This is a genomic window from Amphibacillus jilinensis Y1 (assembly GCF_000306965.1).
In the GTDB taxonomy this organism is placed as follows: Bacteria; Bacillota; Bacilli; order Bacillales; family Amphibacillaceae; genus Amphibacillus_C; species Amphibacillus_C jilinensis.
Window position 1 is genome coordinate 1,232,619 of sequence record NZ_JH976434.1, and the last position, 24,030, is coordinate 1,256,648.

Here is a 24,030-nt window from a genome sequence, read left to right on the forward strand (position 1 = left end):
TCTTATATATTCTATCACCTTAATAAGTTACTATATAAAGAACTATTTTTAAAAAGTTACCGATTAAATTATTTTAGGCATTAATTAAACAATCCACTCTTCTGGAATGAGCTTATTATTTTCTCCTCTCCACTCGCACACTTCATATACTCCCTCAACATCTCCCCATATACTTTTATCTGCATGTTCTAACACTATTACTTGAATACCATTTTTGGAATCACTTAAGACCTTTGCCATAGTCTGGAATATTTTTTTTACAGCAATTTGATCCTCATCGTTATCAAGTTTAGGATCCAAATCCTTTTCACCTTCTTTTGCTGCTAACTTTTGAGGGAAATACACCTGACTTGGCTGATCATATACAATAAAATTGGGCACTGGTGAGTGTTTTTGATCATTAAAAAACAATTGAAAGCCAAGGGTTACAGCTATATGGTATGCTAACCAGTTTGAGCCACTACCAATCTCCCATAAATAATCATCACGTCCATTATCCCCACTCACAATAACTGTTAGATTCTCGTAATCTATTCTTATAGGGTCGTTTGGTCTTTCCGCATCGAGTAATGGCATCAATTTGAGTGTATATCCTTCGATTTTCCTTAGCGCGGAATTTATTTTCTGCTCTATTAAATATTCATTTACTTGAGACCGTAAGTTCTTCAGACGATTATTTAAATCAGTAATTTCCTCAACAAGTTGACTATCAGCCCCAATATTATTAAATGTTTCACCTGCGTATTGAACCTGACCTATAAACCTTGATATGTTTTCTATAGTATATTTTTCTTCAGCTGTAGAATTACGAATATTGCTTTGGATTTTAATTCTCTTCTGTATTGCATCAAGCTGCTCTGAGAGTTTTCTAATTTCAGCCCTTACACTTTCGTATTCTCGTTCAAATGCAGTTGGTATTTCATTTGTATATCCTGACTCCCCTTCAAGTTTTATTAAACTAGCATAAAATTTTTCAATTTGTTGTTTAGGGTGATCACTTGTTTTTCCGAAAATAGGACATTCAGTTTCATCTTTACTAAGACTCTTTAACCACTTTGAGATATTAAGCCTCTCAACTTGAATTGTTAGCGATTCTCTATATCCCTCTATACTTTCCATTAGTTGCGTCATTTCCATAAATCTATTTTTTAATGAAGACAGTTTTAATGAAGCCAGATTTTCTTCTTCACGAAGTGCTACTATCTCTTGAGATGATGCTTCTAGATTTTCACTAATAATATTCGAATCAAATGCTCGTTTATCTGAAATCGACGTAAGTAAATCTAACTGTTCATCGAAAGATAAATCCTCAAGATTATCAGTTATTTTTAACAATCCAAACTCCTTTGCCGTTGATATCCAACCACCAATTTCCATCTTCCATTTTTCTGAAACCTCTTTTAGTTTCCCAATTTCTTTTTCTTTACGCTTCAACTCTTTTAAGAGTTCATTTATTTCATGTCGTTTTGCTAAAACATCCGGTGTGACAGCACCAAGGATATAAGGAAAAATATTAATAAGTTTTGTTCTATGATTAGTAGTATCCGCTCTATAAAGCAGGGTATTTGCATTTGCAACAATATTTTGAGGCTGAAAACAAAATGCGACTAAATCTCTAAATGAGGGCCTTCCATAGAAATTATTAGATGTATCAGCTTCAACATCTAAGAAAGACAGCCCTGATAACTCATCTAAATATTTCTTAACACTCTCTCTTGTTGTATTTTTTATAGGTAACACTGGAATAGATATATTTGTGCCTTCTGCAATATACATATCATCTGTGGATTTTTGAACCCCAGGTTCACGTCTCGCTAATAAAATTTGGCTCTTTTCAGTTTGAATTACTACACCAAACCAACTACAAGCATTTCTTATTGTATTTACAGGTATATAACAAGTACCAGATCCTAGACAATAATCAATAATCGGTATAATTGCTGATTTACCAGTTCTAGATGCTCCAGTAATTATATTTATTAATCCAGGTTTAAAATCTATTTCTTTTGGTTTAAACTGACTCTTTTTTGACCATAAGATAAGTTTCCTCAATTGAAAATTCACCTTAAAACCTCACCTTCAGTATTTGGGATATTTCGTGAAGTGTTAATTGTGAGCACCAAAAACCTAATTTCTCAGCTGACTTACCTAATTTTATAATTGATTTTGGCTCATTTCTGTGCTCAGTAGTTGTTATAGGTAGCACAAGAGCATTTTCGTAGTCCATTGTTATTAATGAAGTATAAATTGCTATCTGTATTGAGTTTAGAGTCAAATCTTTCATGTTTGAACTGCTTAAGTGTATTTGAGAAATAACATCATTTTTTAGTACTTTGGTAGACATAAATTTATTTGCAAAGAATCTCAATCCAGATGGCTTGTTTGTACTATTTAAGACTTCTACCATATCCTCGCGGCAAATAATTGGCATAACAATGAATAACACAGGAAAGGGAGTTAATGACGAATTAAAACTATAATAACCACGAACAAAATTCCATATTGCAAAAGCACCGAAGGCTGGATTCTGTATATTTTGGATTTCTATATTTAAATTGCCCACCATCTCAACATTCCCTTTTGAATAATTTTATATAATCAGGGTGCCAACCTATGGCTAATTCATCGGATAAAGCATGATAACAACCTGGTGTAAAAAAACCAGGTACACTCAAAAAATCTACGTTAACATTTTCATCCTTACATTGTAAGTATAGTAGTTTTCCCTGATCCTCTGGAGAAAAACCCCTATGGGTAAGGTTGATTATTCTCTTTTTATTTTCCCATTTAGTAATTAGTTCTTCTTCATATGCGCTTAGGCTTTTCTCACTTATATCACCTCTTTTTGCCCAGATTGACCTATTAGTAGACGCCCTTAGATAATCACTAATTGCTTTAAGCTTATCCGTATAATCACTTTCTACAAATTCCAGTTGTTTTATATATTTTCTTGGTGCATCATATTCGTCTTTTATTTGATCATCTGTCGGTAATGTTGCTAGTTCTTTGAGACTTAGCTTTTGATTAAATTCTCGGGTAATAGCAACGAGTTGAGCCCTGAATTCTTTATATCTGATAGACATAGGTCTTCCTGCTTCAATTAATTCAGAAGTTTTTTTATCAACCCAACCGAGCATAAATATAAATACATTTTCCATTAAGTCTTCAGGAATAACAGCTATCTCACAAAACTTATCGTAAAGTAGTACAGTATGATTGTCTTCCGTGGTTTGCAATGAGAATTTTTGAATAATTTTACATGCAAGTGTACGATTTCCTGTATTAAAGAAGGATCTAATATATAAAGCATATTGACTACCTAAGCTTCTTTCATTATTATCTTCATCGAAAAACTCAAGTCTTGCTTTTTCCCATGCTTCTTCTGCCTTTTCAATATTGTCTGCACATGAAAACAAATCAGCAATATAACCACTTCTTTCAACATTTAAAAAAAGTTTAAACATAGTATTTTCTGTACCTAACTCCCCATGTTTAACAGATAATAGCCAATTATATAATGTTTTCCATAAATCTGGAGCCCGATTAGAAATAGGATTACTGTTTGAAAGGACACTTTTTAATTGTATTGCTTCAACTTTTCCATCATCTTTTTTTATAGAAATATCATCTAAAACCTCTATGCTTACTGTCTCATTATCCTTGCAACTTAATAATTCATAAAGTGCATGTCTTACTTGCAAAGAGTAAGCGTAAACTTTATCTGGCACATGAGTATTTGATAGTCTTTTTTCTTCACTAGTAATCTTAGTTTTTCCCATGAATCATTCCCCTTTACTTCTTAACAGTGCTGATCTTAGCGTTACCCGCTGATATGCGCTAAACTCTATGTTAATTAAACTTATTCAATTGTCACCATGAGGTTCATATATATCTTTCAATTTCGTCTAAAGCAACCAAGATTGCATGTGAACGCCAGTCATCTCTATATGAATAACATAAACATGTATCGGTTATCACCTTCGATATGACCATTTTGGTTAAAGTGTAACAATTACCCGAAGTCTTAATTTTGATTACAAACATCAAAATTCAGTACTAATTTCACATAATTTCAGAAAGTTTCATGCCTTCAAACTCCCAATATTGCGCACCTTGATAAGACCCTGATGCGTTAACAGTACCTTTTCTGGATTCTATTTCTCTAGTCAAAGGTGATAAATTCCATTTTCCCCCTTCAAATTCAACTTTTTTGTCTTCAACAACTTTAACAACAATTGTTTTATCCGAAATATAATTGATTTCTTGTCCTATAATCCCTAATTCTTGAAACGATAATCTACGACTAGTATTTTGTATAAAGTTATTTTTTCTCCTCATGTCATTAGGAATATTTAGAACCTCATTGAGCATAAACTCAATAAGCCATTTACTTCTATTTTGAATACTATTCTTATTCCATTTTGCGCGATTTACTATATTATTTTTAGCAATTTGTAAACCAGCATTATTATTATAAATACCCTTTTTATCTTTAAAGCATTTATTTCCTAACTCTTGATTATGGCGAATCAACGTTAAATTACCAATATTATTTAAATATTCTTGATGAACAATTTCATAATCCGCTCCAAGTTCCTCTTCCCAAGTATTGTTCAATTTTTGTGGCATAATGTGCTCAATTTGCAAAGTATTATCATTTTTATCAGGTCGGGATTTTGTGATTTTTTCCTCTACTAATGACAGAATGAATTTCACCTGGTTAAAATTATAAAAATTCATTACATTAAGCTCACTAGTCATCTCTATATCATTGGGCAAACGTAATGAATTCTCTTGACTTGACAAAATTTCAAACATTAACTGTTTTTTATCAACAGAACTTGAAATTCTATCTATCTCTTTAACAAGTGGTGGGAAATTTTTATTTTCCCCTTGAGTTAATTTTAAAATCCTTCTCCTCAAAAAATAAACTATTAGCGAATCCAAAATAGCAACAAGATCTTGTTCGCTCAGTCTTTCATTTTTCCAGTTATTTAATAATGCGAGAAGGAATGAATAAACTATCGTTACGCCTATTGTACGTAAGTCTCTCAATTTGTCGTCAATTTTAGAACTACCACTTGGTTTTCCCAAGACAATATATGAATAATAATTTGAATATTTATTCAGGTCATTTAACAAAATTTCAGTCTCTGAATCCTCAAACAAATATTTAAATTCAGCATATAATTCCTTATAATTATTTGCGGTTGCTTTTTTTAATGCTTTCCTAGCTCTTAATTGCATAAAATCTCGTATAAAATTTGATACTTCTTCTGGTAATTGCTTTTCTATATGTAACCAGTAATCTTTGTATAAGTTATCTTGAACATCAGGTTTTTTACCAAGTAATAAGTAGTTACGCACTAAGTCCGCTAATGATAATGGTTTTCCTAAAGAGTTCATAGACTCAAAAATTTCCTGAGGATTTTCCCATTTGTTTTGGGTAGGTTGTAACTCAATAGTAACAATACTGAACTTAGCAAGACCATATGATATCATGTCTATAAGACTAATTTCGTCTTCTTTTTTCAATTTATTTAACTCACTTACAAAATAAGAATAGTTTAAATACACCGCAGATTTTTTATTCTCATCTGTCAGATTTAAATTGAGTATAATATTTCGATAAGCCTCCCAATCAGTTTCTACTTGTTTTAATTTGATTTTGTATTCTGTATCATCAGTTACATTATTGTTTTTTAAATATTTGTTGTTAATAAACTTTTTAGAATTATCGTCATCAACTACCTCACGAATAGCTACTAAAAATAGCATTGCGGTTGTGATTCGCTGTTGTCCATCTGTAAGCACTAGTTTACTTGGTTGTCCAAATATAGCATCATTCTTTACGTACACAATTGTCCCAAAAAAATGCTCGTTTTCTTGCCCATTAATATTGTCTATTGCGGTTCTCTTAATATCGTTAAAAAATACTTTGCACTGATTTTTATCCCACTCATAATTTCTTTGATATGGTGGAATAAAGAATGTCACATCATTATTAGACAAAAGATTTAATAGATGATTTTCCCCAGCTTTCATTTTACTCCTCCTATGTAATTTATTTAGTGTTTAGTACAATATATAGACGTTATTCTGGACTGTGAGTGTATCCATTAGTACTAGCCTATTTTTCTCTTTTCTATATTACTAAAAAAATAAAACGCTAAAGAAACTGCAAATTTATGCTACTACAGTCCTTAGCGCTTTTTGTAAGTTGTAATCTTATGATGACTGAGCTAAACGCCTCAAATAAGAATCTGTCCCTTGTTAAGATGGAAAGTACTTTCCTTGATGTTCTATATATTTAATGTCTGTATATTCTACTCATTATACTTTAATAGTTCATCACTTACTAACATCCATACAGGTGTTATTTATTTCATAAGTTTAATTTTACTTTCAATGTATTCTATTTCTTCTTTTGTTAACTTGTATTTTTTATAAAGTTGCTTATCTATTTCATCATTTGAAACAGACCAATTAATAGAACTATTACTCTTGAATTCTTGTAATGGAATAAATCTATAAGTATTTCTAGTACCATGTTGACTGTTCTTTGCCAGGCTTTGTAGAAATCGAAAAAACTTTGATTTCATGTACTTTGCTAATGAATTGGCTTCATTCTTATCTAATTCCAAATTAGCACCTATGACTAAATAAGTTTCAGTACAAATAGAATTAGGACTTGCAATTATTGTGTTTAGATTATCGTCATTTAATTCCGTTCCAATATTATTTGAATATGGAGTAAAAACTTTCCAACTATTTACCCATGAAAGGTTTTTTTCTATTTCTTTACTTTCTATATACCCAACTATGCCTTTATTTGCATAACATTTAACTGGATTTTCTAACATACTTCCGTCTTGCTTAAATTTACTATTTTTTGTAAAATTTGTTGAGAATCCAAACGGATTACGAGCTGAAACGTAAGTAATTAAGTTGTTTTTTTCACTAACACCAATTTTTTCTATAATTGAAATTGCCTTTGAATCCCTGATAAAAATGTCGAAGTCCTTGAACTTCAAGGGTCTCAAAATATCACTAATTTTCTCATTGTTTTCATGGGTTACAACACGCGTTTGGCTAGTACGATTGTTATAGTAAGAATCCCATAAAAAGTAGCTTACTCCCCCCCTAATATTTGTATTAGGAAAGATATCTTCAGGTGTCAACCAATCATGCAATTCCCTTAGATGGGGGTCATTCAACATTTCCTCACGAAAATCATCTAAACCTTTCCCACCTACATACCATCTGCTTGGTGTAATCAAGGATATATATTTAGGATTCAAAGCTTTAGCGGCACGAACAAAGTTGTGATAAATCGGTTTCGCACTTACTTGTGCCCCACCATCTATTTCCTGATAAGGAGGATTCCCTATAATGACATCAAATTTCAATTTATTCTCCCCTTTGTTGTTAAACAGAGATTGGATAATCCTGTGAATCTCATTCCTATTAGTTTTAACATCTTCCATTATTGAATTATAATAAATTACATTTGTTTTCCATGTATTATACCCTCTTAAGGTTCTTTCAGTGATTGATTTTGCCATAGGAGTTTTTGCAATCACAAATATATTTTCTTTTAATACCTTTTGCCAAATTTCATTTTTAATTTCATGACTATCTTTCTTACCTAAATTAGTTGAACGCCAGAAGTGGACTTTTTCATTATAAATGTTATAACAGGCTAATAGTGGATATAGTCCAGACTTAGAGTTTATTTCGAGAATTTTCACATCGGTATTTGCTATGGACTTCTTTGTAATATCACCTTTAGAAATGAATTTTGTATCTTCTCCATCATGTAAAGGATAGTCGAAATTTTCATCAAAGAAAGTTTCACCACCTAGCGTATCAACTAAATGTCTATTTACAACTTTCCAAGGAGTTAATACAGTTTCTTTATCGGGATTTTTAAACGTTGAAAATATATCAGCAATCTTCATAACTCGTTCCCTAACGCTTGAAGCTACATCCGCCGCTTTTGCTTTACGTCTAATTTTTAATCCTGCTTCTACAAACACTTCCGCATCGTAATATTTCGTGAATTTTTTAAATATCTTCTTAGTAACTCCTTGTGGCATAAACTCTACCCATGAATCATCATCTACCAAATCTACGAAGTTGTGAATAGTAATTTCTTTCTCGTGATCAATATTTGCCCCATAGATCATCATTGGAATGCGAATACTGATACCTCTTAAGACACTAATCATCGTTTTACGTTGTTTACGTAATTCTTGCATCTTTTCGAACAAAGCCTGTTCCTCGGGTGTTCTTTGCTTTTTAGCTTTCTTTTCACCCTCTTCAGCTTTCTCCCATTCTTCTTCATCAAAACCTTGATTATTGACTGTAACATCTAGAGGTTTCTTTGCTTGTTTTGACGTACCGATAATATCCTTTAAATCATTAAAATCTTGAACATCTACTTCATTTAATTTTAACAGTTCATCATTATATAAATTTGTATCATCAAAACCTGTTGTTACTACTCGATCTACAGCTGCTTTCTTCAACTGACGCAACATATGTTCAACATCAATTTTGTCCATTTTACTATTGCTCATACTAATTACCGAGCAATAATTTAAAAATGTATTCATAGCATCTTTTTGTTTAGGGGAGTTTATACTACCTGCTTTTGTATTTAAACTTGCAGCCTGTGCGACCATTTTAAGTGTTCTATCTGGAGCAAAATCAAATACATAACAATCTGTTTTAACTTTTCCTCCAATATTTGCAGGTGTTTGAACACGAAATGCTGTTTGCAAGTAAGTAGCAGGAGATGTTGTGTTTGAAAGCATTAAAACACCAGTCCATGCTGGAACACTTACTCCTGTAGTTAATTTGCCACATGTAATGGTAATTGTATAAGAGTTTTCTGGGTCGTCCCCAATTGCATCTCTCACTCTTTCTAGGGCATCAATATTTTCCGCTTCACTATCCCCTGAACCAGCAACATTAACAATTTCAAAATTACCAAATATGTCATGTTTGTTCATAAGATTGCTAAGTGCTTTTGCTTCTGGAACTCCAGGTACCAACCACAAAGTGTTTTTTAGATTATCACGATAGTACTCTGTAGAAAAGGGGAAGTTCGTCTGATTACTTTCATCTTTATGGGATATTACATCTAGGAATTTCAATACATCTTTTTCGTGAACAAACCTGCCCCTATTTGAATCATTAGGATCGTCGTTATCATAGATTTTGAAAAATTCTCTAAAATTAAATGCCTTATCTTCTATATCAATATATCTCTCCCTAGTAAATTCCTTATCTAGCTGATAGGTAAAAATAGATAATTTAGGCAAGTTTGAGTAAGGATTAGAATCACCAAAATTATTCTCATCCCATTCATATTTGGCTTTTTGTTCCATAACATAATCCCATGTATATATATCTTCTTCATCCTCATAATCTTCAAATAAATTAAAGGGGGTTCCTGATAATGCAAGTGTAAAAGATTTTTTTATATGTGTGTGAACATTTCTAGCTAGTTCTGTTTTATTTCCTTCATGAGCCTCGTCAATAATAAGACAATCCCATGTAGTATCAAAAATCAAGTTATTCTTGTCGAAGTCCCCCCCTACGTAGGACGAACCACGCAAATCTTGCATGGAAGCAAAATATATAAAAGGATTATTTGATACAACCAAATTTTCAATTTGTTCTCCTTCTCTTTTCGATCCATATTCATAATCAGATCTAAAAATCTTATAAAAATCTTCAAACCATCCGTCTGCTACAACAGGTCTATGAGTTATGATTAATGTCTTAGTAAACTTTGCACGCTTAACTAATTCTAATGCACTTACAGTTTTACCGAAACGCATTTTTGCGTTCCACAATTTTCTACCCTTTCCTTCTTTAATTGAATGTAAAGTCTCTTTAATAGCTTGTTCTTGTTCTGGACGAAATTTGATGGGGGTAAATCCTTCAGACATTTTTATATTCCCCAATGAATTATTTCCTTCTTTAACTGCTTCAATAGCTGAAATTGCAGTGTCTAAATCGATACTAAACCATTCTCTTCCTCTACTACCTTCAGTAGGGGTTATTCCTGAACGTTTCAAAACATTATGAACGTCGTGATCACCGAAAGCAGTACCTTTATTAGTAATTCCTAAATCACAGTATAGCAATTGGTACTTAATATCTGCTGTTTTTGTGTATTGGTCTATTCTAGATTTAGCACATTTTTCTATCCTTCGTTTGTCATATGGATTTCCTTCAAAGTTTGTTTCACCAATCTTTAATTTCCCCTTATGTGTTTCACCAGGAATTGTAAAAATATATATAAGTTTGTGTTTAAAAGATAGGAAATTTTTATCACTCATTATTTTCACCCTCCACAACAGTTGCATTAATTAAATTTATATATGAAATTTGCTCAAACAAATTAAGTGGTGTAGCCACGCGAACATAAGTATCAATATCAAATAAACCACTGTCTATGTCGGAATCAAATAAACTTAGTTGTAAAGGCTCGGTTGTCTTTAGCATCTTTTCATAATAGAACTGATCTTCTTGTTCCTTAACAATATCTCGATAATAGTACTCAACTCTTGTGATCTCCATTGTGTTGTAGTCTATTTTCCACTCAGAAATTCTACTTGTTTCATTTGAATAGAGTATATTTCCACATTTATCAAGTAACAACTCATTGTTATTAGATAAGGGTATTTGATATGTCAGAGCATTCATATTAATAATGTTGATATCTAAAATATGGTCGATTACCTCATAAAATTGTGTATCAACATTTACCTTATATCGGTCAATAAAATATTCCTTTATTAATGTTCTTAAGCGTTCTTTAGTAGTTTCAACATTATCTTTTAATAGCTCCAAGCCATAAATATTAGTTATAGCAACTATCGTGTAAAATTCCCGATTTTTTGTTTCACTGTATTTTTTAAATATCATTTCTAGTTTTCTTTTTAATATTTCAATTAGAAATGCCCCTTCACCACAGCTACTTTCTAAATACCGACTGCTTATTTTCGTTGCATCATCTGGAATCATGTCTAACATATCATTAACTACCCAAGACGGGGTTAATACTTCTCCATGTTTTAACACTCTATTTTTACATTTTATTTGATTGGTATTCATAATTTGCACCTTGTTTCTAGTAATTAGTTAGCAGGGACTGTTATGATTACTAAACAGATAGAGATGACTTTTCACCTTTTTTGTTCAACTGCAAAATACAGCTTACAACTTCCAATCTCTTTTTCCCACACTGCTGGCGAATTATTGTTGTATATGCACCATCTTTCACCATTTTTGTTCTATTTAACTCATATAACTTTTTAGTCAGATTTATCATTTCTTGCTCATTTATTTCATCTTTCCAGTATTCATCAATCACAAAATTTATAGTTATTGCTAAGTCTCTTTGTGTTCTCTGAAATAGCTTTACATCCATTGAATCACCTCTATGTTCTTACTTTTTTTATACTTAATTTTTATTCTATAGATAACATATTGGAAACTCAATAGCATTCAAAAAAATTACTTATATTTTCTATGAATACCTGCATCTATATATGAAAAGGGGGTACCCATCCGTTTCATACCCCACCCCTTTTCACTAACATCATTTATCCCTTGGGATAGATGGCGTTTTTTGTGCTTTACAGAGACAACTTGCGTGGTGAGGGGAGCGCACAATGAAGGGAAAGGTAAAGATGAATCACTCACTGATTAGGATTCTGCTCGAGGCTAAGAAGCTAAACAAATGGATTCCTGTGAAGTTTCTTGTAAAGTACGACATCCGAAACGTATCACTATCAAAGCTCGAAGATGATGGCATTATTCTGACGATGAACACCAAATCAAACGGATTGTTACTGAAACTTACGCTTAAAGGCTACCATCACTAAGGCATATCCAAATTATCAAAGAAAGGGTAGCTCCGGTATATTAATTAATAAAATGTCTGAAGTAAACTGCATTGCAACGGTAAATACAGCCTTTATGGAAGCGTCTTTTTCTAAAGAAGAGAACCTAAGGGAAGCCTTTTCTTCCCTTAGTATTTTACCATCACTTATGATAAGGTTCCCCTCTATTAATCCTAAATCCCCGATAAACTTGCTCCAACAACACCAAGCGCATCAATTGATGGGGTAAGGTCATCTTGGAAAATGATAAGGCAAAGTCACTTCGTTGCATCACCGCTTGACTCAATCCTAATGATCCACCAATCACAAAGGCGATTTTGCTTTTTCCGTGTGTCGCTAGCTGATCGAATTGATTAGCTAATTGTTCTGAACTGAGTTGTTTTCCTTTAATCTCAAGGGTAATGACGTAGGTATCTTTTGCAATTTTAGCTAAAATACGCTCGCCTTCTTTATCTTTAATATCTTCCATTTGGGCGGGGCTTAAGTTTTCTGGTGCTTTCTCGTCGGCGACTTCAACTAAGTTCAGGTTGGCGTATGCACGCAAGCGTTTGGCATACTCGTCGATACCTTGCTTTAAATATTTTTCTTTTAGTTTCCCTACACTGATAATCGTTAAATTCATATATAAACCCCTTAGCTTTCTTCAATCTGATCAAGCATTTTGGCCAAAATCCGCTTAAGCTGGATAAAGTCTTCTTCATCTAACTGTGTTTGTTGTAAAAACTTTAATGGAATTTGTGTTGCTTTGGTTTCAGCCTGTTTGCCTTGCTCTGTTAAGGCGACTTCGACCACCCGTTCATCTTGTTTTGAGCGCGTCCGTTTTAACAAGCCACGCGCTTCCATACGCTTTAACATTGGTGTGAGCGTACCTGAATCGAGGAAAAGGCGTTCGCCTAATGCTTTGACTGAGATCCGATCTGTTTCCCAGAGTACGAGCAAGACGAGATATTGCGGATAGGTCAGGTTTAATTCATCCAATAATGGGCGATAGCGCTTGGTCATTTCTCTTGTTGCGGCATAGAGGGGGAAGCAGATTTGATTATCTAATTTTAAAATATCGTTTGCCATTATGAATCACTCCTAAATATATTATACCAATTCCACGACGCATTTTATATTATTCAACACCAACCAATTAAATTGCGTGCAATTTAATTGTAAAAAATACAAAAAGAGGGTGTTATAATGGGAATAGCATTATATACCGCTTCGTCAACGGCTTCTGGCGGGCGTCAAGGATCGGTCAAATCGTTTGATGGAACATTAGATTTAGCTTTATCGTTACCTAAAGGATTAGGGGGGAATGAAAAAGAAGGAACAACCAATCCTGAACAGCTATTTTCAGCGGGTTATGCAGCTTGCTTTGATCGTGCGCTTCAAATGGTAGCAGGGAAAGCAAAACAGAAGATTCGTTCGGAAGTAACAGCTGAGGTCAGCATTGAGAAGCAGTTGAAAGGATTTGGTTTGGGCGTGAAATTAACCGTTGAAATTGACGGTGTTAGCCAAGCTGAAGCTGAAGATCTGGTTGGCAAAGCACATCAGGTATGTCCCTATTCACGAGCGATTGAAGGTAATGTAAAAGTGAAAAAAAACAGTGATAACGAAATGATGATTGCATAAGAATAACCAGAAAAGGCTATCCATTCTTTGGTTATGATAAAACAAACCTGCAAGCAGTGAACGATGGCGTCGTTCTCAAGCTGATCGGTCGTTGAGTAGATCACGGCATTAGCGCCCATTAACTTCGCTTAATAGGTGAGCGCTACTCACTATTTAAGCGACGGACAGTTAGCCACGATAAACATTAACAATGACGATGTTGGCGCACACACCAAACGTCTTGCCATCATCTAACCAGACGATGTCGCTGGAACGATGCATTATTAGGCTACTTCCCTGCTTTCCTAACAGACAGTTACTGAAAAACGTCAAACAATCTACACATGAGCAAGTCTTAAACTTCCTCATGTGTAGAAGAATAACTTATTCATCTCATTGGTGTACACTTAGCCGTCTACACCACACCATTCTTTAATAAAAGCTACCAACACATCAATGCATGTGTGATATTGCTCAATATCGACAAACTCATTAATTCCATGGGCTTGTTCGATATTCCCAGGACCAAAAACGATGCTAGGTATGTGTCCATAGTTTGATAGCAATCGCGCATCACTTCCATATGCACATCCCTCAATAACTACTTCTTTAGCCATGACCTTACTGGACACCTGAGAAAGAGAAGTGACTAATGGGTGATTCGCCTCTAATTGATATCCACTTCCCTCTTGGTATTTTTCGATGGTTGGTGGATTTTCTGTCAGCCACGCATCTGATGCGATGGCACGATTGATCACCTCCATTAATTCCTTTTCAACTAAGCTACCAAGATTCTCATCATCGGAATCAGATGGGAGGTAATGCAATCCGAAATTTAGCGTACAAGCGTCTGGAACAACAGATCCGGCCATTCCACCTTCAATGGTGCCAATATTTATCGTAGGTGGGGGTAGCATGGGATCACGTTTGGTTATTGCCCATTCTCGCTCTAGCTCTTGCAGTGCTAGGATGATTTTTAATGCTTTTTCGATCGCATTGACACCTTTCCACTTTAATGCTGAATGTAGCGATTGCCCAGTGAAGGTCATTTTATAAAATAACCAACCCATATGTGTTGGCATCAGCTTCAGTTCCGTGGGTTCAGTTACAATTGCACCGTCAGCCTTGTAGCCTCTCTCTACACAAGCAAGCGTTCCATTGCCACCACCTTCTTCATCCACTACACTTTCTAAGATGACATCCCCTTTCAATCGGATACCCTCACGCTTTATTTCTTCGATAGCCATCGTCATGGCCGCTACTCCGGCCTTCATGTCACAACTGCCTCTTCCGTATAGCTTACCATCGTGCTCAACTGGATCTAAAGGATGTGTTAGCCATTGATCAAGGTGATCAAAAGGCATCGTATCTATATGACCATTTAAAATGAGTGAGCGCCCGCCACCTGAGCCTTTCCATACACCAATCACGTTCGGGCGATTCTCATAATGATGACCTCGATCTGCCTCTTTGTAGCGATATAACTTTTCATTTTCGGGTTCAAATATATCAAGCTCAAGGTTTAGTTGTTCGAATTTCTCAATCATTACCTTCTGTGCGTTGATTTCATTACCATTTAAACCATGTCCAATCGTTGTTGTATCGCACTTGATCAGTGTCTTTAAAAAATCTAACTGCTGTTCTTTTGTCATTTTTAAGTCCTCCTCTCGCTGACTACTGGTCCGTTAAAGCTGTTTGTGGGTTTTTCACTAAAAGTTGTTGAATTTCTGATTCACTCACGCCTTTTTTACGTAAGCGTGGCACAAAGTTTTCGATAATATGTGAGTAGCCATATCCCCCATATTTTTTTAGAAACATCTTAAGAAAAATATCCTGTGATAATAATAGCTGTTTCCCTAGCCCCTGATCGAGTAGCCTCACAATAGCATTAGCATTATCTTCATCAGAGGGCGACGGTCCTTCAGGGAAGACGACCTCTAAACCAATCATGTCATATTCCAAATAACAGCCTCTTTTAGCTAATGAAAGCTGATAGTCAACAGCCTCCATACTCGGATTCATATGGTCCAAAATCGTTTGCTCTAGGTTAGCCCCTTCAGCTTCAACGATATCTAAAATTTTATGGCAGTGCCGTTCCCATCCCGGTGTATGGATAGTAAGGGGTTTCCCTATTTTTTTCTGTAACCTAGCTGCCGCTCTTAATACCTTGAGCTCTGTTGGATGCATATCAGGACCTACGCCAATTTCTCCGATTATTCCGGCCTTAATCCCGGTATGATCTACGCCTTCAATAAAATCAGCCAACATCTCATCTTCTATTGCTTCCACCGACATCTCCTTAACGTGGTCTGGTATGGTGGGTTCCAAATAATACCCAGCGCCCATAATGATGTGGAGGTTCGTTCTTCTCGATACTTCATATAAAGCTAGCGGATCACGTCCAATACCTACATTTGTTACATCTACTAGCGTTTGACCACCTTTATTGTAATAATAGGAAGCCTCTTGAACGGCTAAATCAATATCTACTAGTAATCCATTATCAAAATTAGAAAAAGGGGCTAATCTGAGTTGGCCTAGCATTTCCATTTCAACAGGCCGAGAAGCAAATGCCTTCTTCGGCCCAATCGGATCAACCCACAACCTAGAGCGATCTACAAACAAATGCTCATGCATTAAAGTTACCCCTAATTCATCTGCATTTATTTCTCCTTGAACAGTTTGAACACTAGACATATCGCTTATCTCCTCCGACTATTTTTTATTACTAAAAAATTTAACATTGATAAAGACCGCTAATAATAGCACAAAGCCTTCAATGATTTGGATAATGAAAGGTGACACATGCATAAGCATTAAGCCGTTTTGGATAATTCCGATTAACGCGACGCCAATGATCGTTCCAATAATGGTTCCTGCTCCACCAAAGAGAGCCGTTCCACCAAGGACAACAGCTGCGATAATATCCAGCTCAAACGTGTTCCCTATATTAGAGGAGCCTGATCCCAGACGAGCGGCAATAATCAAACCACCTAAAGCTGCCGCTGATCCAGTCAAAATATATGTCCAAATCTTGACCTTTCTAGTAGGCACACCCGTCCGTCTAACAGCCTCCTCATTTGCCCCAATACCGGTCACGTAATTTCCAAAACTGGTATACTTTAATGCAACCAAACCCATGCCAGCTATTATGACAGCAACCATGACAGCAATAGGTACACCTAAAAGGCGACCGCGCCCTAGTTGAACGAGCCATGTTTGGCCAGAAATAGCGACGGAGTAACCACCCGTTACTAACAAGGCAATGCCTCGGATGTACATCATTGCGGCTAAAGTCGTAATTAATGGGGGGATATTATGATAGGCGATGATGTATCCATTGATCGTTCCAATACTAACACCTGCTAGAAGAACAATCGCTAGCGTTAATAATCCGTTTACCCCCGCACTTAAAAGCGTGGCCGCTAGCGCACTCGCCAATGCTAATGTCGAGCCTACAGAGAGATCAATGCCCCCTGTAGTAATAACAAAAGTCATCGCTACAGCAACTATAATATTCGGGGCAATCTGAATAATTAGGTTTGTAAAGTTGTTAACCGTTAAAAAAGAGTTAGTGACACTACTAAAAAAGATAGAAACGACGAATAGCACACCAAATATACTAATCACTGAAGTGTTCTCTCTAATAAACTTCTTTAGATGGGATTCTTGCTTAATTCTTCCGCTTATATATACATTTTGCTCCGCACTCATGATGCATTCGTCCTTTCTGGTGAACCCATAATAGACTTGATCAGCGTTTCCAATGTGTATTGATCCATCGGGCGATCATCGATACATTTTCCTTCGTTTAAAACCATGATTCGATCACACACTTCAAATAAATCCTGTAATCGGTGTGTAATCAACACGACACTTACACCTTTTTCCTTAACATTCTTGATCAGCTTTAACACCATGTCTACTTCCTTGACACCAAGAGCTGCCGTCGGTTCATCTAAAATGAGCACCTTCGGTTGAAATAGCATTGCCCTAGCAATAGCCACAGCCTGACGTTGCCCCCCAGACATATTCTCGACAGCTAATCGAGTAGAAGAAATATCAATGCCCAACCGATTAAGCTGTTCTCTGGATTTAGCATGAAGGACCTTTTGATCAATAATTCCACCCACAAACTTAGTAGGTTCTCTTCCTAAAAACATGTTATTTGCGACAGACAATGTATCACATAATGATAAATCCTGAAAAACCGTCTCGATATGCAAGTTTTTTGCTGTTCTCGGACTGTCTACTTTAACTTTTTTTCCTTCATAATAAAATTCGCCCTCATCAGGGATGACCACACCGCTTAATACTTTCATCAGCGTAGACTTTCCTGCACCATTATCACCAACCAAACCGAGCACTTCGCCCGGTTTGATTTGTAAATCAACCCCACGTAAAGATTTAATATTTCCATAGGATTTTCTTATATTTTTCATTTCTAACTGAAATTCATTATTCACGATACCCACTCCTTCCTAGGTAGTCACTATTTATTCAAACATGGATCGAAACTCTTCGACATTTTCTGCAGTGACAATAGTCGCAGGTACATCAATCTGACCATCAACATCCTCTCCATTTATGAGTTTAAACGCTGACGAAACCGATTCCGCACCGTATTGGTCAGGGTGTTGTTGAATAACGGCTTCCACAAACCCTTCATCAATACCTTCTAAAACTTGGGCACTTAAATCCCAACCAAACAACTTAATATCGTGTTCCTTACCTTGTGATCTGACCGCGGAAACCGCGCCAATAAAGGCTGGTTCTCCTGTTACATAAACTGCATCTAAATCCGGGTTAGAAATAAATAAATTCTCTGCGGCTGACAACGCATTTTCTTGAACATTCTCACCATCTACTACACTAATGATGTCAGATCCGCCCGCTTCTACTGTATCTACAAAGCTATCTTGACGATTAATTTGGATGGGCGAGTTTAATGCGCTCACAATACCGATATCAGCCGCGCCATCCCAGTATTCATTAAAGTACTCAGCTAACCTAACACTTTCTTCACTATTATCAACGCCAATTTGAACATTTATCGACTCATGATCAATCACAGAATCGACAGAAATGAGGGGAATGCCTGCATCAGCTGCTTGCTCAACGACTGGCATAAGTGCACCAGGATCAATCGCATTAATAATAATGGCATCGACACCTTCACTTATAAAGTTTTCAATCGCATTATTTTGGTCAACCTGATTATTATTCGCATTATAAACATTCAGATTAGCACCCAATTCTTCAGCCATTGCCTCAGCACCTTTTACCATTTCGGTGAAAAATAGCGCTTCTTGATTAATGACCGTTAAAGCTATCGTAGGTTGATCTTGATCAATATCGTTGCCTTCGTCTCCTGCCCCATTCTCATCACATGCAACCACGAACACTAACGTAAATAATAGAAACAATACTAGTTTTCTCATCACTGAACCCCTCCGTTTTTTTGATTCGTTGCTACTTTCTTTTCTACTCGCTTTTTAAACCATTTAGTATCCGCATCCATAGTGGCGTATAGTACGCCCAATCCATAAAGGCTTCTGATCCCCAATGCGGGGCACAATCACTAGCAAAACAAGCGACTTTCCCCTTTTGGTATTTACCAATCACAAGAAACGGATCATCTTCAATCGTCACTAGCGTTTGGGCATCGCTTTTTGCAACAAACTTGTTATATCCCAAAAACATGGGCCAATCCTCAATCCCAGCTGTGATCGCATGCGTAACGGATGTTGATTTTGGATAAAGTCCTGCTGGCTCTTCCACTCGATCATCATGATCCATGAGCGTCACTGGAAGCACTTCAGCTAGTGGGCTATTTTTATAATTAGCTTTTGCCTCAATTCCAGTAAAGGAAAGGTAACCACCTATCATTAATAGACCACCTCCTTGCTTTACATAATCCCGTATTAATGTTAATGGGTTTGATCTTGTTTTCATGTTATAAAACGTTTCATTTGGCAATAAAAAGGTATTACTGCCAATATCGCTAATGATAATCACTTGATAGTTTTGTAGCTCTTCTAGCGTTTTGGGAAAGCGAACTTGAACCTGGTGCGCTGGCATGTAATCAAGATCTACACCTTCTCCCTTTAATGAGTCGAGTAAAAATGTTGCACCCTCTTCATATTTTGTACTTGTAAAGCTATCAAATCCTTTTTGATGAATCATATGAATGACCCATGATTCGCCAATAAACAATACCTTCATGTTGTCAGCTCCTATCATCTATCTATTTAACAACCTAACCTTAATTAAAAACGACTTAACGCAGCGTGGATTCATTTTGAACCAGCATTAAATCTAATTCATATTTGTTGACACCACCCTTGGGATTCGCTATTTTTTCTAATAGTTCTTCAACTGCTAAGTTTCCCATTTTAAATATAGGCTGTTTTATTGTCGTAATGGTCGGAACCATGTAGTCGACCATATTTATTCCGTCAAACCCAATGATTGCTAGATCGTCTGGTACTCGCTTATTCCATTCATAGGCAGCCTTTAAGGCACCGACTGCTGATAAATCATTTGCTGCAAAAACACCGTCAATTTCAGGGTGCTTGATTAATAGTTCTTTCATCCCTTGATAGCCACCTTTTACGGTGAATTCTCCTGGCGCTATCCAGCTTTGATCAAACCAATCATAAGCCTTCACTACTTTTCGATATCCCCAATACCTTTGTGTTGCCGTAACTTCCTTGTCTGGGCCACGCAGATGTCCAATCTTGTTGCATCCTACCTCAATGAGGTGCTCCACTGCCATTTGCCCGCCTAATTTGTTTTTGACTGAAACATAGCTGAAGTCATTTTCAAAATTCGATCGATCAATGGTTACCACTGGGATATTTATAGACTTCAATGTCATCAGGTCATCATCTCTAAGCATATGTGAGTCAATAATAACGCCATCAACTAAATGGGTTTTTAACGAATGAATATAGTTTTCAAGCTTGTCTCTGTTGTCATCCGTATTGCATAGATAGACCCGATAGCCTGCTTGATTGGCGGCATTTTCAATTGAACTGGCCAACTCAGGAAAGAAAGGGTTGTTTATTGCTGGAATAATTAGTGCGATCGTATTGGTGCTTTGTTTAGACAAATTTCGCGCTAATTGATTGGGTTTGTAATTCAATTCATCCATTACCTTGATGACAAGGTCAACGGTCTCTTGTTTGACGCGCTTCTTATTAATCACCCTTGATACCGTCGCTACCGAAACACCTGCTTTTTTAGACACATCTTTAATATTAACCATTATTACCTTCCCCCAAAACCGGTTACATCCCTTTAATATCAACCTTTTACTATAAAAAACAAAGATTTTTATGTAACTGGTTACTATAGTTGACATGTTAAATGATCATATAGTCAGTGTCATTAGCCTTGTAACATTTTCTTACCTTGTTTTTTAAATATTCTGACTTTTTATTATCTTTGCTTTCCTCAAAATTACTAGAGCACCATTGATAAAACGAACCTTCAATCAGCAGGATTTTCATGCTTCTCCCACTGATGGGGAGCTAAGATTTAGCGTCCGTTAGCTCCAACCTAAATAGCTGTGCTCTACATTCTAGTTTGATGCGCGCATTTTACGGGCGATTATCTGTAATAAAACGAACCTTCAATCAGTGGGAGTTTTCGTTCTTCTCCCACTGATTGTTAGTTGAGTGAATCAGGACATTAGCGTCCGTTATCCCCCGCCTAAATAGATTTGCTCTACTTTCTATTTTGAGGTGGGATTTTTACGGACGGTTATCTGTGATAAAAATAACCTCAACGGCCACCTTGAACAGATCAAGGAGCCATTGAGGCTTGAATCAAGTCATTATTAAGTTATGCCGGCATTAGTGCACCTCGGTATTAAAATTTAAGACTTCAGCTAAAGATGGCATCCCGGTCTGCGCACCTTCTTTAGTAACAGATATAGCAGCTGCTATATTGGCTTTTGGTATCGCTTCTGATAGCGGGATACCTTTTGATATAAATGCTGCTAAAGCGCCATTAAACGTATCTCCCGCACCGGTTGTATCCTTCACCTCTACAACCGAGGCGGGATAACATCTACCTTTATACTCAACACCTTCGCTTCCCTTGGTCACAATTAATTTATCATCTATCTCTAAGCAATCTGTATCTAACTTTAGTTCACGTGCCTCTAATGCATTCGGCGTGATATAAGTTAGATTGTTTAAGAGATTCGCAGACAATTTTTGATATGGGGCGGGATTTAGAATGACTGGGATCTTTTCTTTTACAGCAATATTCGTCACATATTCAACTGTCTCTATCGGTATTTCTAACTGCATTAAAATCACATCACTCGTTGTAATGGCCTCGATATTCTGATCAATAAGCTTTGGCGTCACATAAGTATTGGCACCAGGGGCTACAATTATTCGGTTATCGTGTTCTGAAAGTATAATATTAGCTACCCCTGTCGAACAACCCGCCTTCACTCGGACACCATCTAAATTGATGCCTTCACCTTGTAATCCGTTTAATAGGCTTGTTCCAAAAACATCATCACCTACAGCACCAATCAACTTAACAGCTGAACCAAGCCTCGCCGCCGCAACAGCTTGGTTAGCACCTTTACCACCTGGATAAGTTATAAACTCACCGCCAATCACCGTTTCTCCTTTAGCGGGTAACTGTTTGGTTGTAATTGTCATATCCATATTTATACTACCTATTATACAAACCGTCGTATCCTGTTTGGTCATTTCATATTCCTCACCTTCTCATGCGCTCTACATTGTTTTTTCAATTAGACGTTTTAATACATGAATGGAATGCACGCAATCATTTAAAGAAGACCACTCCTCAGGATTATGACTGATCCCTTTTTCACTTCTTGTAAATAGCATAGCCATTGGAAGATAGTTACCTAAGATCATAGCATCATGACCTGCACCGCTGTGCAATGGATAAGCTTGGCCTAAAATCTCTTCACTCGCTAATTGAGCCTGAGTTGCTAGGGCTTGATCCACTTGAACGGGCTCAACATTTAAGGCTTCTTCCATGTTGACTTGGATGCTAAGCTCTTGTGCCACTTGTTTGGCATGGTCCTTTACCGCTTCAATTAATAATCTTCTCGCATGCTGATCAATATCACGAATATCCACCGTTAAGCGTACTTCTCCTGGTATAATATTGGTTCCATTAGGCGACACATTGATTTTACCTACTGTCGCAACAGCAGTTGGACTGAATTGTGCTGGTAAGCTTGGCAATCCAGCAATAAACTGACTTGCAGCCAAGAGCGCGTCCTTCCGCCCTGTCATAGGCGTGTTACCAGCATGGTTCGCCTCACCCAAAAATACGATATCCAACCAGTATGGCCCAGCTATCCCAGTGACTACACCTACAGGCATATGACTATTTTCAAGCTTCTTTCCTTGTTCTATATGCACTTCTACATATGCCGCTATATCCGCTAAATCCCGCTTTGCACGAACAAGCTGCTCAGGATTTAATCCTACCCCTTCGACAACTTTCTTGAACGATTGACCATCCTGATCAGATAGTGCTAATTGCTTTTCTAGCTCTAATTCTCCAACCATCGCCTGACTACCTGTATAACCAGCATTAAAACGTGCACCTTCTTCGTCAGAGAAAACAACAACCTCATAGGTTTTACTAGGTTGATAGCCTACTGCCCGCCAAGCTTCTACTACCTCTAGGGCAGCAATAACACCAAGCGGTCCATCAAAATGGCCACCATTGGGAACACTATCTACATGCGAACCTGCCAAAATAACTGGGGTAGCAGCTTCGCCATGATACCGACCAAAAACATTACCTGCATCGTCTTGATAAACCGTTAAATCAGCTTGTCGCATCCAGCTTTTAACGACTTCCTTCGCTTCACGTTCCTCAGCGGAGTAGCCTAATCGATAGCTACCTCCATGCTCGGTTAAACCTATTTTAGTTAGCTCTGCTAAGCGCATAGCAACCCTTTTCCCGCTAATCCCATCATAATCAAGAGCATGTGAATAATCATTAACGAGGCGGTTATAAAATTGCTCAGAAAACGTTGCTTTATTCATCTTTTCCCTCTCCCTTATCGAATGATTTAACATCTATCTATCATTTTGGCATGGTGCTGAGTAATTTTTATTTAGTATACAGAAAAAAATAAAACAAAGCGAATCATAAAACGAACCTTCAATCCATAGCAATTTAGGAAATCAGGAATTTAGCGCCAGTCTAATAGATCATTTCTTCCCTCCATTTTTCAGGGTGTTTTACGGACAGCCATTCATAATAAATAGACTTTTCTGACGTTTAATCTTGTGCTTAGTTTGGATTTCTTCACATACCTTGTATAGCTTGTGAACATTTTAGGAAACCATAGATTTGTACCCGCTAGATTTGCTTATACTTAGCAGGTGAAAATTTTAACAGCGACGATTGCTAACATACAAAAACCCGAAATTAGGTAGCAAGTGACCACCTAATATCGGGTTTTTCATCATTTCATATCATATTC

The 24,030-nt window shown here is 36.4% G+C and carries 19 protein-coding genes; 1 reads left to right on the top strand and 18 read right to left on the bottom strand.

Going from position 1 to position 24,030, the window contains the following annotated elements:
• Positions 1 to 84: 84 nt before the first annotated feature.
• The 9 genes from B494_RS0106185 to B494_RS0106230 form a co-directional block, all read right to left on the bottom strand.
• A complete protein-coding gene (locus B494_RS0106185; RefSeq protein WP_017471510.1) occupies positions 85 to 2,064 on the bottom strand; it encodes a DUF3732 domain-containing protein in 1,980 nt (659 codons plus the stop codon).
• A gap of 1 nt (position 2,065) precedes the next feature.
• A complete protein-coding gene (locus tag B494_RS0106190; RefSeq protein WP_017471511.1) occupies positions 2,066 to 2,566 on the bottom strand; it encodes a three component ABC system middle component in 501 nt (166 codons plus the stop codon).
• Between the two features lies 1 nt (position 2,567).
• Positions 2,568 to 3,779, bottom strand: a complete 1,212-nt coding sequence (locus B494_RS0106195) for an ABC-three component system protein (protein WP_017471512.1) — start codon at positions 3,777 to 3,779, stop codon at positions 2,568 to 2,570.
• A 283-nt stretch (positions 3,780 to 4,062) separates the two neighbouring features.
• Positions 4,063 to 6,045 carry a DUF262 domain-containing protein gene (locus tag B494_RS0106200; protein WP_017471513.1) on the bottom strand — a complete coding sequence of 661 codons (1,983 nt, stop codon included), beginning with the start codon at positions 6,043 to 6,045 and terminating at the stop codon, positions 4,063 to 4,065.
• A gap of 335 nt (positions 6,046 to 6,380) precedes the next feature.
• Positions 6,381 to 10,355 (bottom strand): Eco57I restriction-modification methylase domain-containing protein, encoded by a 3,975-nt coding sequence (locus tag B494_RS0106205; protein ID WP_017471514.1) that lies wholly within the window; start codon positions 10,353 to 10,355, stop codon positions 6,381 to 6,383.
• A complete protein-coding gene (locus tag B494_RS0106210) occupies positions 10,348 to 11,133 on the bottom strand; it encodes a hypothetical protein (RefSeq protein ID WP_017471515.1) in 786 nt (261 codons plus the stop codon). Before B494_RS0106210 ends, B494_RS0106205 begins: the two co-directional genes overlap by 8 nt.
• Positions 11,134 to 11,182: 49 nt before the next feature.
• A complete protein-coding gene (locus tag B494_RS0106215; RefSeq protein ID WP_017471516.1) occupies positions 11,183 to 11,449 on the bottom strand; it encodes a TIGR04540 family protein in 267 nt (88 codons plus the stop codon).
• Positions 11,450 to 12,066: 617 nt separating this feature from the next.
• Positions 12,067 to 12,546, bottom strand: a complete 480-nt coding sequence (rlmH, locus tag B494_RS0106225) for a 23S rRNA (pseudouridine(1915)-N(3))-methyltransferase RlmH (protein WP_017471518.1) — start codon at positions 12,544 to 12,546, stop codon at positions 12,067 to 12,069.
• Positions 12,547 to 12,557: 11 nt separating this feature from the next.
• On the bottom strand, positions 12,558 to 12,992 hold the full coding sequence (locus B494_RS0106230) for a MarR family winged helix-turn-helix transcriptional regulator (protein ID WP_017471519.1): 435 nt from the start codon (positions 12,990 to 12,992) through the stop codon (positions 12,558 to 12,560).
• A gap of 117 nt (positions 12,993 to 13,109) precedes the next feature.
• Here B494_RS0106230 and B494_RS0106235 point away from each other — a divergent pair, with 117 nt between their 5' ends.
• The gene (locus B494_RS0106235; RefSeq protein ID WP_017471520.1) at positions 13,110 to 13,544 is read left to right on the top strand and encodes an organic hydroperoxide resistance protein; all 435 of its coding nucleotides are present in this window, start codon (positions 13,110 to 13,112) and stop codon (positions 13,542 to 13,544) included.
• Positions 13,545 to 13,930: 386 nt separating this feature from the next.
• On the opposite strand, the gene B494_RS0106240 is transcribed toward B494_RS0106235, so the two are convergent.
• From B494_RS0106240 to B494_RS0106280, 9 genes are all read right to left on the bottom strand, one after another.
• Entirely contained in the window at positions 13,931 to 15,175 is a 1,245-nt protein-coding gene (locus B494_RS0106240) for an ArgE/DapE family deacylase (protein WP_017471521.1), read from the bottom strand.
• Between the two features lie 22 nt (positions 15,176 to 15,197).
• Entirely contained in the window at positions 15,198 to 16,220 is a 1,023-nt protein-coding gene (locus tag B494_RS19045; protein ID WP_017471522.1) for a phosphotriesterase family protein, read from the bottom strand.
• Between the two features lie 18 nt (positions 16,221 to 16,238).
• A complete protein-coding gene (locus B494_RS0106250; RefSeq protein ID WP_017471523.1) occupies positions 16,239 to 17,237 on the bottom strand; it encodes an ABC transporter permease in 999 nt (332 codons plus the stop codon).
• Positions 17,234 to 17,998, bottom strand: a complete 765-nt coding sequence (locus B494_RS0106255; protein ID WP_033193474.1) for an ATP-binding cassette domain-containing protein — start codon at positions 17,996 to 17,998, stop codon at positions 17,234 to 17,236. The genes B494_RS0106250 and B494_RS0106255 overlap by 4 nt, the downstream gene beginning before the upstream one ends.
• Positions 17,999 to 18,019: 21 nt before the next feature.
• On the bottom strand, positions 18,020 to 18,964 hold the full coding sequence (locus B494_RS0106260; protein ID WP_017471525.1) for a substrate-binding domain-containing protein: 945 nt from the start codon (positions 18,962 to 18,964) through the stop codon (positions 18,020 to 18,022).
• A gap of 43 nt (positions 18,965 to 19,007) precedes the next feature.
• Positions 19,008 to 19,748 (bottom strand): glutamine amidotransferase, encoded by a 741-nt coding sequence (locus B494_RS0106265; RefSeq protein ID WP_017471526.1) that lies wholly within the window; start codon positions 19,746 to 19,748, stop codon positions 19,008 to 19,010.
• A gap of 55 nt (positions 19,749 to 19,803) precedes the next feature.
• Entirely contained in the window at positions 19,804 to 20,793 is a 990-nt protein-coding gene (locus B494_RS0106270) for a LacI family DNA-binding transcriptional regulator (protein WP_017471527.1), read from the bottom strand.
• Between the two features lie 589 nt (positions 20,794 to 21,382).
• A complete protein-coding gene (locus B494_RS0106275; RefSeq protein WP_033193475.1) occupies positions 21,383 to 22,261 on the bottom strand; it encodes a ribokinase in 879 nt (292 codons plus the stop codon).
• Between the two features lie 27 nt (positions 22,262 to 22,288).
• The gene (locus B494_RS0106280; RefSeq protein ID WP_017471529.1) at positions 22,289 to 23,587 is read right to left on the bottom strand and encodes a Zn-dependent hydrolase; all 1,299 of its coding nucleotides are present in this window, start codon (positions 23,585 to 23,587) and stop codon (positions 22,289 to 22,291) included.
• Positions 23,588 to 24,030 lie beyond the last annotated feature (443 nt).

What these genes read in the sequence shown, in the direction of transcription:
- B494_RS0106240 (WP_017471521.1), bottom strand. Translation starts at nt 15,175, where the DNA reads ATGACAAAAGAACAGCAGTTAGATTTTTTAAAGACACTGATCAAGTGC.
- B494_RS0106270 (WP_017471527.1), bottom strand. Translation starts at nt 20,793, where the DNA reads ATGGTTAATATTAAAGATGTGTCTAAAAAAGCAGGTGTTTCGGTAGCG.
- B494_RS19045 (WP_017471522.1), bottom strand. Translation starts at nt 16,220, where the DNA reads ATGTCTAGTGTTCAAACTGTTCAAGGAGAAATAAATGCAGATGAATTA.
- B494_RS0106280 (WP_017471529.1), bottom strand. Translation starts at nt 23,587, where the DNA reads ATGAATAAAGCAACGTTTTCTGAGCAATTTTATAACCGCCTCGTTAAT.
- B494_RS0106265 (WP_017471526.1), bottom strand. Translation starts at nt 19,748, where the DNA reads ATGAAGGTATTGTTTATTGGCGAATCATGGGTCATTCATATGATTCAT.
- B494_RS0106235 (WP_017471520.1), top strand. Translation starts at nt 13,110, where the DNA reads ATGGGAATAGCATTATATACCGCTTCGTCAACGGCTTCTGGCGGGCGT.
- B494_RS0106210 (WP_017471515.1), bottom strand. Translation starts at nt 11,133, where the DNA reads ATGAATACCAATCAAATAAAATGTAAAAATAGAGTGTTAAAACATGGA.
- B494_RS0106275 (WP_033193475.1), bottom strand. Translation starts at nt 22,261, where the DNA reads ATGACCAAACAGGATACGACGGTTTGTATAATAGGTAGTATAAATATG.
- B494_RS0106200 (WP_017471513.1), bottom strand. Translation starts at nt 6,045, where the DNA reads ATGAAAGCTGGGGAAAATCATCTATTAAATCTTTTGTCTAATAATGAT.
- B494_RS0106205 (WP_017471514.1), bottom strand. Translation starts at nt 10,355, where the DNA reads ATGAGTGATAAAAATTTCCTATCTTTTAAACACAAACTTATATATATT.
- B494_RS0106230 (WP_017471519.1), bottom strand. Translation starts at nt 12,992, where the DNA reads ATGGCAAACGATATTTTAAAATTAGATAATCAAATCTGCTTCCCCCTC.
- B494_RS0106250 (WP_017471523.1), bottom strand. Translation starts at nt 17,237, where the DNA reads ATGAGTGCGGAGCAAAATGTATATATAAGCGGAAGAATTAAGCAAGAA.
- B494_RS0106190 (WP_017471511.1), bottom strand. Translation starts at nt 2,566, where the DNA reads ATGGTGGGCAATTTAAATATAGAAATCCAAAATATACAGAATCCAGCC.
- B494_RS0106215 (WP_017471516.1), bottom strand. Translation starts at nt 11,449, where the DNA reads ATGGATGTAAAGCTATTTCAGAGAACACAAAGAGACTTAGCAATAACT.
- B494_RS0106260 (WP_017471525.1), bottom strand. Translation starts at nt 18,964, where the DNA reads ATGAGAAAACTAGTATTGTTTCTATTATTTACGTTAGTGTTCGTGGTT.
- B494_RS0106195 (WP_017471512.1), bottom strand. Translation starts at nt 3,779, where the DNA reads ATGGGAAAAACTAAGATTACTAGTGAAGAAAAAAGACTATCAAATACT.
- rlmH (WP_017471518.1), bottom strand. Translation starts at nt 12,546, where the DNA reads ATGAATTTAACGATTATCAGTGTAGGGAAACTAAAAGAAAAATATTTA.